The 9,227-nt window shown below is 42.0% G+C and carries 9 protein-coding genes and 1 pseudogene; 9 read left to right on the top strand and 1 reads right to left on the bottom strand.

The window, feature by feature from the left end; all coding sequences use genetic code 11:
- Nucleotides 1–133 precede the first annotated feature (133 nt).
- The 8 genes from ACN0S4_RS01375 to ACN0S4_RS01340 all read left to right on the top strand — a co-directional run bounded on the left by ACN0S4_RS01375 (nt 134) and on the right by ACN0S4_RS01340 (nt 8,215).
- Nucleotides 134–691, top strand: coding sequence for a YcjF family protein (locus ACN0S4_RS01375; RefSeq protein ID WP_417655955.1), 558 nt, complete (start codon nt 134–136; stop codon nt 689–691).
- Between the two features lie 176 nt (nt 692–867).
- Nucleotides 868–1,944, top strand: coding sequence for a DUF481 domain-containing protein (locus ACN0S4_RS01370; RefSeq protein WP_417655954.1), 1,077 nt, complete (start codon nt 868–870; stop codon nt 1,942–1,944).
- Nucleotides 1,945–1,994: 50 nt separating this feature from the next.
- Nucleotides 1,995–3,629 (top strand): cyclic peptide export ABC transporter, encoded by a 1,635-nt coding sequence (locus tag ACN0S4_RS01365; RefSeq protein WP_417655953.1) that lies wholly within the window; start codon nt 1,995–1,997, stop codon nt 3,627–3,629.
- Complete coding sequence (locus ACN0S4_RS01360; protein WP_417655952.1) at nt 3,626–4,582, top strand: prohibitin family protein; 957 nt, start codon at nt 3,626–3,628, stop codon at nt 4,580–4,582. The genes ACN0S4_RS01365 and ACN0S4_RS01360 overlap by 4 nt, the downstream gene beginning before the upstream one ends.
- A 46-nt stretch (nt 4,583–4,628) precedes the next feature.
- The gene (locus ACN0S4_RS01355) at nt 4,629–6,461 is read left to right on the top strand and encodes an ABC transporter substrate-binding protein (RefSeq protein WP_417655951.1); all 1,833 of its coding nucleotides are present in this window, start codon (nt 4,629–4,631) and stop codon (nt 6,459–6,461) included.
- 28 nt (nt 6,462–6,489) lie between these two features.
- A complete protein-coding gene (locus ACN0S4_RS01350) occupies nt 6,490–6,654 on the top strand; it encodes a hypothetical protein (RefSeq protein ID WP_417655950.1) in 165 nt (54 codons plus the stop codon).
- Nucleotides 6,655–6,701: 47 nt separating this feature from the next.
- Nucleotides 6,702–7,472 (top strand): thioesterase II family protein, encoded by a 771-nt coding sequence (locus ACN0S4_RS01345; RefSeq protein ID WP_417655949.1) that lies wholly within the window; start codon nt 6,702–6,704, stop codon nt 7,470–7,472.
- A gap of 191 nt (nt 7,473–7,663) precedes the next feature.
- Nucleotides 7,664–8,215 (top strand): 4'-phosphopantetheinyl transferase family protein, encoded by a 552-nt coding sequence (locus tag ACN0S4_RS01340; protein WP_417655948.1) that lies wholly within the window; start codon nt 7,664–7,666, stop codon nt 8,213–8,215.
- 12 nt (nt 8,216–8,227) lie between these two features.
- Here the strand turns inward: ACN0S4_RS01340 and ACN0S4_RS01335 are convergent.
- A pseudogene (locus ACN0S4_RS01335) lies at nt 8,228–8,488 on the bottom strand (endonuclease III); the annotation flags it as partial.
- 201 nt (nt 8,489–8,689) lie between these two features.
- Here ACN0S4_RS01335 and ACN0S4_RS01330 point away from each other — a divergent pair.
- Nucleotides 8,690–9,226 (top strand): MarR family winged helix-turn-helix transcriptional regulator, encoded by a 537-nt coding sequence (locus ACN0S4_RS01330; protein WP_417655947.1) that lies wholly within the window; start codon nt 8,690–8,692, stop codon nt 9,224–9,226.
- Nucleotide 9,227 lies beyond the last annotated feature (1 nt).

Genomic DNA, 9,227 nt, shown 5'->3' with positions numbered 1-9,227 from the left:
CCGATCTCAAAAGTTTACAAAAAATAAAAAATAGTTTATTTTTTAGACACCTAAGAGATTACCTTAGCAACAAAGTTAATAGAACCATTTTTTCGATTCAGTGTACTAGCGTACGACTACAAGGAAAATCAAGATGGCAACTGCAAAAACATCCACATCAAATGCGAGCGGTACCTCGGGTCAAGCCGAAACTGAGGCTGATGAAAAAACACAAGCTGATAATTCGAACGTAGATAAATCAGTACAAGCCGAAGAGCTCATCCGCAAACACAGTTATGCGGCAGCCGGTGTAGGTTTAATTCCTATTCCTTGGGTCGACTTTATTGGTTTAACAGCGATTCAATTAAAGATGCTGAACCAGCTGTCTAAGACTTATGAGGTGGAATTCTCGGAAGAACGCGGCAAGGCCATCATTGGTTCCTTGGTTAGCGGCTTCTTACCTGTGGCCATTGCGCAACCTGTGGCTAGTTTTATCAAAGCAATTCCGTTGATTGGCCAAACTACTGGCGCTGTTACTATGTCGATTCTCGGTGGTGCAACAACTTATGCTATCGGCCGAGTTTTTAATCAGCATTTTGCGTCGGGTGGTACTTTTCTGGATTTAGATCCAGCAAAAGTAAAAGCGTACTTTAAAGAACAGTTTGATGTCGGTAGAAAAGTCACTGCTGAGGCTAAAAAAGCTGAAAAGTAGCTTTTAAGCCTCGCTTTGCAATCAAACAAAGCTTTGTGGATCAGTGAATGTTGGCCACAAGCTTTGTTTGGTTTATACCGAATGAGTCAATGGAACCAGTTGCTAGTGCGTCCCGCATCTGATTACTCTGTTGCGTTCATTGTTAATCGCATCATTCTGCATTGTGGGCACACGATATGGCAAAACTACATTTTTTATATGCTGTAATACTAACGAGCAGTGCAGTTTTTAGCTCATCTTTACTAGCTCAGACGATCGATATCGATTATCTGAAATCAGCAAACCCAGAGTTATACCGCCAGTTAATGGCGGTGGAATTGTGTCGCAAAGAGCCGCAAAGCACCTCCTGTCAGGCTACCGATTCTAATAAGAATCGTTCTGGAGCAACTCAACACCAAACAGACTCAGCACCAAAGCCTACTCAACCTGCGGGTAAATGGTGGTATGACAGCGCTTATGAACAAGGGCCAAATGATCAGTGGCAGCATGCATTGCAAGTAACGGCTGATTTGGCAGAAATGAGCGGTAACATTGAAGGTGAAGAATTTCATATCGAAGTGGACTACTTTTCCCGCGTCAATGCCTGGACTAACTTCCTGACACTGATTTATGAAAAAGATGACGTCAAGCAGTCGGGTATTCAAGCTCTAGATAAAAAACATTATGCCTTCAACTACGGTGGTCGTTACGATTTTAACGAGACTTGGTTTGCCCAAGGTGGTTATATTATCGAGCAAGACACCAGTCGATCCTTAGATCGCCAGCAAGTTCTGTATGCAGGTGCCGGTATGCACATCATTGCCACTGATCGAGTGAACTTAAGTTCGATGCTGGCGGTGGGAGAACAGCATGACGAATTTATCAACCAAGATGCTGTTGGTATCGGTTCACTAGATTATTCGGTAGCTTACTTTGTAGAGCAGTTGTCTTGGCATATCACGAAAACCATCAGCATAAACCAGAGTTTCACTTGGTTGCATAGCTTGGAGTCGTTGCCTGAACCTGGACCTTCAATGACCGCTGGTAACACAGTTAATCCCATGTGCGTCGAACCGCCAGCATTTGGTTCAGAGTATTGCATCATCGGTAATAGCAATAAATCTAAGTTGGGCTTTACCCTGGGTCTTCAGTATCAGATCAGCGCTAATATGGCGTTGCTCTATAACTATAGTTTCGAGAAGGACAACACACCCTGGGTCGGTGTTGAGGGAACAGATAAAAGCAACAGTATAAGTGTCAGAGTGCGCTTCTAATATTGAAGTATCGACTATGGATTAAAGAGATGTAGGGATATCATACAAACATGAAGTTTAATCTGATTAGTTTTATCCTGGATAAACTGGGCAGTAAAAGAAATAAAGTTCTTGCAGCTGTCATTTTCGCGGGCATCACAAACGGTATGGTGATGCTGGTGATTAATGATGTCGCAAAAGATTTTAATGAAATCAACTTCGTAAACTTACTGTTTTTTGCCCTATGTATTTCAGGATTTATGTATGCAAGGCGTTTTTCTGAATACAACACTCAGGCCAGTGTGCAGTCTGCAATTTCAGAGCGACATCTCGCGATCATAGATAAACTAAGAAAAAGCTCTCTGAGCCAGTATGAAAAAATTGGCAAGATGAGCGTCATCAGTAACTTGCTTGATAACTCTCAAATTATCTATGAATCCTCTCGTATTTTAGTCCATGTCAGCACTGCTGGTGTGATGCTAATCTTTTGTTTTGGCTATATCGCTTGGTTGTCGACCATTGCATTTTGGATGTGTGCGGTGGTCCTGACGATAGGCATTTTTACCTACAAAAAAGCACAACGTCAGGTGGTCGAGCTTTACCATGAATATCAGGCTAAAGATGCCGAATTTTATAATGCTTTGAATCACTTTCTCGATGGGTTTAAAGAGTTAAAAATCTCAAGAGAAAGAAGTAACGATATTTATCTCAACGAGTTCACTGCTAATCTTCATGAGTCAGTTGCACTCAAATTGCGTTCAGAAAAAAAGGTGGTGACCAATACCACCTTTATTCAATGTTTGTTTTACGTCCTAATGGCTTGCGTCGTATTTTTATTACCTCAATTAGATGAAGCAGAACCTAGTGTGCTGATGTCTATCACTGCTGTGGTGTTGTTTATGTCTGGTGCTATAGGTTTGCTAGTGGAGGCAATGCCATTAGTGATGAAAGCCGATATCGCTTTGGGTAATCTGGACAAAATGGAGAGCAGAATAAATCAAGCAATGGAGTGTGAACAGCTGAACCGACCTGGCCACTTTAATGATTTCTCTAGTATCCGCTTAAGTGATTTGACCTACAACTATCTCGATGAAACTAAAAATAAGATGTTCAGTATAGGACCTGTTGACCTGACTCTAAAACGAGGTGAAATTATCTTTTTGGTCGGCGGTAATGGCAGTGGGAAAACCACGTTGCTGAAGAATATTTGCGGTTTGTATTCCGCGTCCTCGGGCTCTATTCATATTGATGATCGTGTACTGCAGAACGACAGCTATGATGATTTCCGGAACCTGTTTTCCATCGTATTAACTGATTTTCACTTGTTTGAAAAGTTGTATGGTTTGAAAAGTTACGACGAGAAAAGCATTAATGATTTGATTGAGCGAATGAAAATTGAAGACAAGACCTACTTTAAAGATGGACGATTTAGCAACCTAGATTTATCAACAGGACAACGTAAACGCATTGCTTTGATCGTATCCCTGCTCGAAGATAAACCGATCATGGTGTTCGATGAAGTAGCTGCAGATCAAGATCCTGAATTCAGGGAGGAGTATTACCGTGTGATACTGCCTGAACTGAAAAAACAAAATAAGACGATTATTCTGGTCAGTCATGATGACAGATACTTTGATATGGCAGATACATTAATCAAGCTTGAATATGGAAAGATTGCCAGCATAACAAGGCAGGACCACGAATGAGACTCAAGATAAAAGGCTTTTTCAACCGTGTCAGCGCGAAAATAGACGAATATTTACCGAATATTATTATCACCTGTTTCATACTGCTATTTTTATTAGTCTTATTGTGGAACCGTATTTTTATTACTATTCAAGCAGGTGAAGGCGGAGTGCTCTATAAGCGATTTGCCGGTGGTACTGTGGTCGATGAAATTTATGGTGAGGGGCTTCATTTAATTTACCCTTGGGACATCATGGCGATCTACAATTTACGGGTACAAAATGAATTGCATAGTTTAGATGTGCTCACCAAAGAAGGTTTAAAACTCACGATCAAAATGGCCATACGTTTTCACCCAGACCGCGATATGGTTGGGGTGTTACATAAATTTGTTGGTCAGGATTACTTTGAAATTGTTGTATTGCCAGAAATAGAGGCGACAGTGCGCTCTTATGCGGTTGATGATGATCTTACCAATATCTACGCTACGCTTGCTACCAAGTCGACCTTCCAAGAAGCTGTCAACGAGGCAATTGGTCGAGTCGCAAGAAAATTCGTTACTGTGGACGAAGTGATGATCACAGATATCGAGTTGCCGGAGCAAGTTGATCAGGCCATTCAAGAGAAACTATCGCAACAACAATTAGTATTTGCCTACGATTTCAGAATTGACCGAGAAGAGAAAGAGGCCGAGCGTAAAAGAGTAGAAGCTGAGGGTATCAGCCGCTACAACACGATAGTCAATTCAAGTTTGAGTAGTGACGTCTTGTTGTGGAAAGGGATTGAAGCAACCAAAGATATTGCCAAGTCAGATAACTCCAAAGTTATTTTAATAGGACCAGACAGAAACTCACTACCTATTATTCTCAATGCTGAAAATGAAAGTTTCCGGAAACCGTCGGAGCAAGCTGCTGACGAGTCGTCTGAAGGTTCTCAGGGAAATGATTCCACTCTAAAGGCGAATCAGCCATGATAAAGCAGTCGCGTATCATTCTTGATCCTGTCGTGGGAGAGTTTAGATGAAGTGGCGTCTGTTTTATGCCGTGCTGATTGGCTACCTAGTATTTGTGGCCTACCGGTTTTATCTGGAGTCACAACCTGTATCCGCTATTGAGATCAGGGAAAGGCATTTGGTGCAAAGTGAACAGCTTGATGTGGCAGTAGTTTGGCCTGAAGGCGAAGACAAGGTCGGGTATGTAAAGGCGGTTCGATTGGTTGTCGATGTTATCAACTCTGAAAGTTTGGGGCTTTGTCGAAACATGGAACAGGAGGAATCGGAGCAGGCGAACAACGCGGCGTGCACAACAAAAACTCTGAAACTGACAAGCTATGCTGAACCTATTCAGAGAGATGCTGCGGTGAAGCAGGCGAAGACTATAGCTCGGAATCCAAGTCTGTTGGCGGCCATAGGCTACTACCGTTCAGATGCTGCCCTTCCTGCTGCTCCAGTATTCGAATTTGAAGGGGTGATGATGCTGTCTTCAGGTTCCACGAATGTGAAGTTGACTGATTACGACTTCAACTACATTTTTCGGAATGCAGCAAACGACGATACGAATGCGAAAATACTGGCAAAACATATTCATGACGAAGGTTACATTAATGCTTATGTGGTCTATGAGCGAGATTTATATGGCACCGAATTTTCAAACTATTTTATAGAGCACGCCACGGCCTTGGGTCTCAGAGTTCCGGCTCAGGCGTTTTTTGAGGAAGGTCATACTAATTTTGGGCCTATGTTGTCATCACTACGAAGTAAAATAAGTCCTATTAATCTGACCGATGAGATTGCCTTACTGCAAGCTAAATTGCAGCAAGCTGAGCGAATGCTTGAAATAGCCAGGTTGTCCGCAAGGGGAGACGATGCCAGTATCATTCAGTTTCTAACCGCTGAACAAAAACTGAAAAATGGGGAGAACAAGTTTTTTGATTCTATGCCAAGAGCAAAACTGCAACAGTATCTGCAGGAGGATCTCAAACAAAGTCGGTCAACAACTTACCTGGAATCCCTGTTTCTCAAGAATCAAAAAGAGTTAATTTTGCTTGAGAAAAAGGAGCAATATGTAGAACTTGATCAACTGAATACTGACTTGCAAATGTGGATTGATAAGATCAAGTCAATCAAAGACGAAGACACTGCGTCAGTGTCAGCCAGGTTGGTTGATGAGCTTCATGTCACCAGAAGAGTGATCGACTTAGATGCCGATGGGATGCTGGTTAAGTTTGAGCAGATGCAGAAACGAATTAGCAAGATCAAATCTGGCGAGGTCGATGTTATCTTTATCGCGGGCTTTATGCCTGAAGTCGGAGTGGCTATTGCGCAAGCCAGAGATTTAGGTATAAAACTGCCAATTTTTGGTGGTCACCCGTTAATCGATCTAGAAAACCAATGTAAAACAACGACTAATTGCACAGGCTATGACGATATCTATGCACTAGTAACGCATAATGTGGACGAATACCGTCGTGCGTACGAGGCGATGAAGCAGGGCGCTGCCCCCGAGAAAGTCTGTGCAGAAGACGACGTTAACTGCCTACCCGAACGTTATGCTTGTCCGAATTTTGAAACAGCATATGTAAAATTTCAGAATTTCGCAGAAAGCTATCAACAGACATATGGTACCGAGCCGGATAACTGGGCCATTCAAGGCTATCTTGCAGCGAGCATGATTCAGGAAACACTCAAAGCTGCGCATTCTCTTGAGCCTGAAGTTATAGCAGATACCTTGTTGTACCGGGCAAATAGCGAATTTGCCGATAAAGGGCTAATGTTTAGTTGTCATAGCCATGGCATCACCGAAGGCGATATTCTGGTTGAGGAAATGAAAATCCATAAACTCGAAGATCTTTAGGTAAATTTCTAACAGAAAGGAGTGAACTATGTACGTGCTTTTATATTTGTTGTTGTGTGCCACAGTTGCTTATATGGGTAGAAACCGTAAATTGGGCTTCTGGGGATATTTATTTGCCTCCATGTTATTTACTCCACTTATTGGCGTCGTGTTATTGTTAGCGTCAGATAAGAAGGCTGTTGCAGCCAATTAAGGTGGTAGTGAGAACAACAGGAATCGATAAAAGGCGTAGCTTAGGGTATGACGTTGCAGGACAGTAATCTATTTTTTGTTCCGCAGCGTCGATTAGCCCCGAAGGTACGCCTTTTTTATTTTCCTTTTGCGGGTGGTTCAGCGCAAAGTTATCAGCAGTGGCATTACAGTTCTAACTCAGATGTTGAGCAAGTATTTGTGCAACTAAAAGGGCGGGGCTCGCGAATTTGTGAGCAACCACACCAGACGATGCAGCAGCTCATCGAAGAATTAATGACTCATGCTACATATTTTACTGAATATCCATTCATGATCTTTGGCCATAGCTTGGGAGCATTGATTAGTTATGCTTTGTGCTGTCAGTTGCAAAAATCAAATTTGCCGATGCCAGTACATTTATTTGTATCAGCCTGCAGAGCCCCTCATTTGCCTTTTCGAAATCAAATCCGCCATGTTTTGCCGCACGGTGAATTTATTCAAGCTTTAGAACAATTAAACGGAACACCAGTGGAGGTTTTGCGTAACGAAGAGTTGATGGCATTATTTGAACCTATGCTAAGAGCAGACTTCAGAATTGCCGAAACCTATCAGGCCGAACCAGTACCAATGCCGTTTTCAGTCTCTGTAATTTACGGTGAGCAGGACACTAGTATAGACATGAGTCAGCTCACAGCATGGAGCGCGCTGACGGAAAACACTTGTGCAATGAGGTCTTATCCAGGCGAGCATTTCTATATTAACCAGAATTCAACTCAACTGGCCGACTACATACAGTCGGTTATTGGCCAATGTTTGAACGACAAGGCTGTAGGCGTCTGAGCCATATGTATTTCGATCAGTTTAAACCATTCCGTGACGAGCATTGGCACAGCGGTTTCATCCGATCTATCCGTCATCAGGTGCATAACTACTCGACTCATTTACTCAGCTGTGAATTCAATATTCATAGTTATAATGACCAATGTTTTGTAGCACACGGTATTGATTTTCCAGACGAAGTTAGAGCAGCAGTGAGAAAGCGTAAAGCGGAATATTTAGCTGGTCGTATAGTGGTGCAACACGCATTGTCAGCCTTAGGACTTGCGGTCGCACAACAACAGGTAGGTATTGAGAAAGATCGCGCACCCGTGTGGCCAAAGGATATCGTTGGTTCAATCAGCCATACCGACGAATTTGCTGTTTGTTGCGTTGCCAGAGCAACGGATATTAGTCTTATTGGGGTAGATTCAGAACTGATTTTATCAGCGTCAGCTGCGAGTAGCTTAGCAGCGGAAATCCATAACGAATCAGAACTAAAATTAACGATTAACGCCGGCTTTAATGAAGCTGTGGGCACCAGCATCATTTTTTCCGCGAAAGAGAGCTTGTATAAAGCACTTTACCCTGTGGTACGTTGCTATTTTGGTTTTGAACAAGCTCGTGTAAGTCAGTTAGATCTTCAGCGCAGTAGTCTTACCTTAACTTTATGTCACGCTTTTGCGTCTCAGTATGGATTGGCGTCAGATTACACTATTCAGTTCAGTATTAAAGGCGCTCTAGTACATACCTTGTTGATGCAATGATAAACGGGTGGGTTAGTCAGTTTTTTCTTTAAATTCGCACAAATCTTCAATGATACAGCTGCCACATCTTGGTTTGCGGGCTATGCAGGTGTAGCGACCATGCAAAATCAACCAATGGTGAACATCAACCTTAAATTCTGCCGGTATCACCTTTAATAATTTTTTCTCAACTTGATCGACGTTCTTGCCGGGTGCCAACTTGGTTCGATTCGACACGCGAAAAATATGCGTGTCTACGGCAATGGTCGGCCAGCCGAAGGATAAGAGAAGTAGATATCAAAGAGCTACCCTTAAAGATAGAACTGGGTATTCTCTATTTTCTGGATTAATTCATCTTAACTTTCAGTGATTTATCTCTACTTTTAAATAATGTTACAAATTCTTCTGTTCACAAAATTAATATCCCTATTAATATGTGCAACAAGTTTCGCAAGTTATTGCGGATAATCTTGGGCTTCAAAGAGAGTCAAATTTGTGACTGAAGAATCGCGTTTTAGTAATCAAATAAAATCAAATTCTGCTTTCGTGGCAAAATCTGTTTTCGACTTACATTGTCTTATACAAGGGCAGTCTGAAGCGTTATATATCAAAAAAGAAATGGGTTTTCCTGTATGGGCTTCATCTGCATTGCTTTTCTTATCTAGCGTAGAAAACGCATCTATTATGCAAATTGCGCAAGCAATAAATTTGTCGCATCAGCTGGCTTCACAACGAGTAAAAATCCTGCTCAAGTTAGAATTGGTCGATGGTGTACAAGACGATAATGACAAGCGGAGAACTTTGTATCATTTGACGCCTAAAGGGCAAGAAAAATCTGAGATACTAAATTTGTATTGTTTGGATGCTTCGCAAGCATTTAAAGACTTGTCTGACGAAATAGGTGTAGATATTCAAAGTGTTCTGAATTCAGCCATAACAGCACTTCAAAACAAATCTTTTGGTAAGCGTTTTCCTGAACACTTACAAACCTATAAGCAACGCGTTGCGTTAAAAAAAGATGAGAAAGCCTAAT

Origin of the sequence: Pseudidiomarina aestuarii (assembly GCF_048263735.1) — a bacterium.
Taxonomy (GTDB): Bacteria; Pseudomonadota; Gammaproteobacteria; order Enterobacterales; family Alteromonadaceae; genus Pseudidiomarina; species Pseudidiomarina aestuarii_B.
This window is presented reverse-complemented; position numbering and strand designations above follow the sequence as displayed.

Bases quoted from the DNA above. Each gene is read 5' to 3' on its own strand.
- ACN0S4_RS01355 (WP_417655951.1), top strand. From the start codon at position 4,629: ATGAAGTGGCGTCTGTTTTATGCCGTGCTGATTGGCTACCTAGTATTT.
- ACN0S4_RS01350 (WP_417655950.1), top strand. From the start codon at position 6,490: ATGTACGTGCTTTTATATTTGTTGTTGTGTGCCACAGTTGCTTATATG.
- ACN0S4_RS01365 (WP_417655953.1), top strand. From the start codon at position 1,995: ATGAAGTTTAATCTGATTAGTTTTATCCTGGATAAACTGGGCAGTAAA.
- ACN0S4_RS01360 (WP_417655952.1), top strand. From the start codon at position 3,626: ATGAGACTCAAGATAAAAGGCTTTTTCAACCGTGTCAGCGCGAAAATA.
- ACN0S4_RS01370 (WP_417655954.1), top strand. From the start codon at position 868: ATGGCAAAACTACATTTTTTATATGCTGTAATACTAACGAGCAGTGCA.
- ACN0S4_RS01345 (WP_417655949.1), top strand. From the start codon at position 6,702: ATGACGTTGCAGGACAGTAATCTATTTTTTGTTCCGCAGCGTCGATTA.
- ACN0S4_RS01375 (WP_417655955.1), top strand. From the start codon at position 134: ATGGCAACTGCAAAAACATCCACATCAAATGCGAGCGGTACCTCGGGT.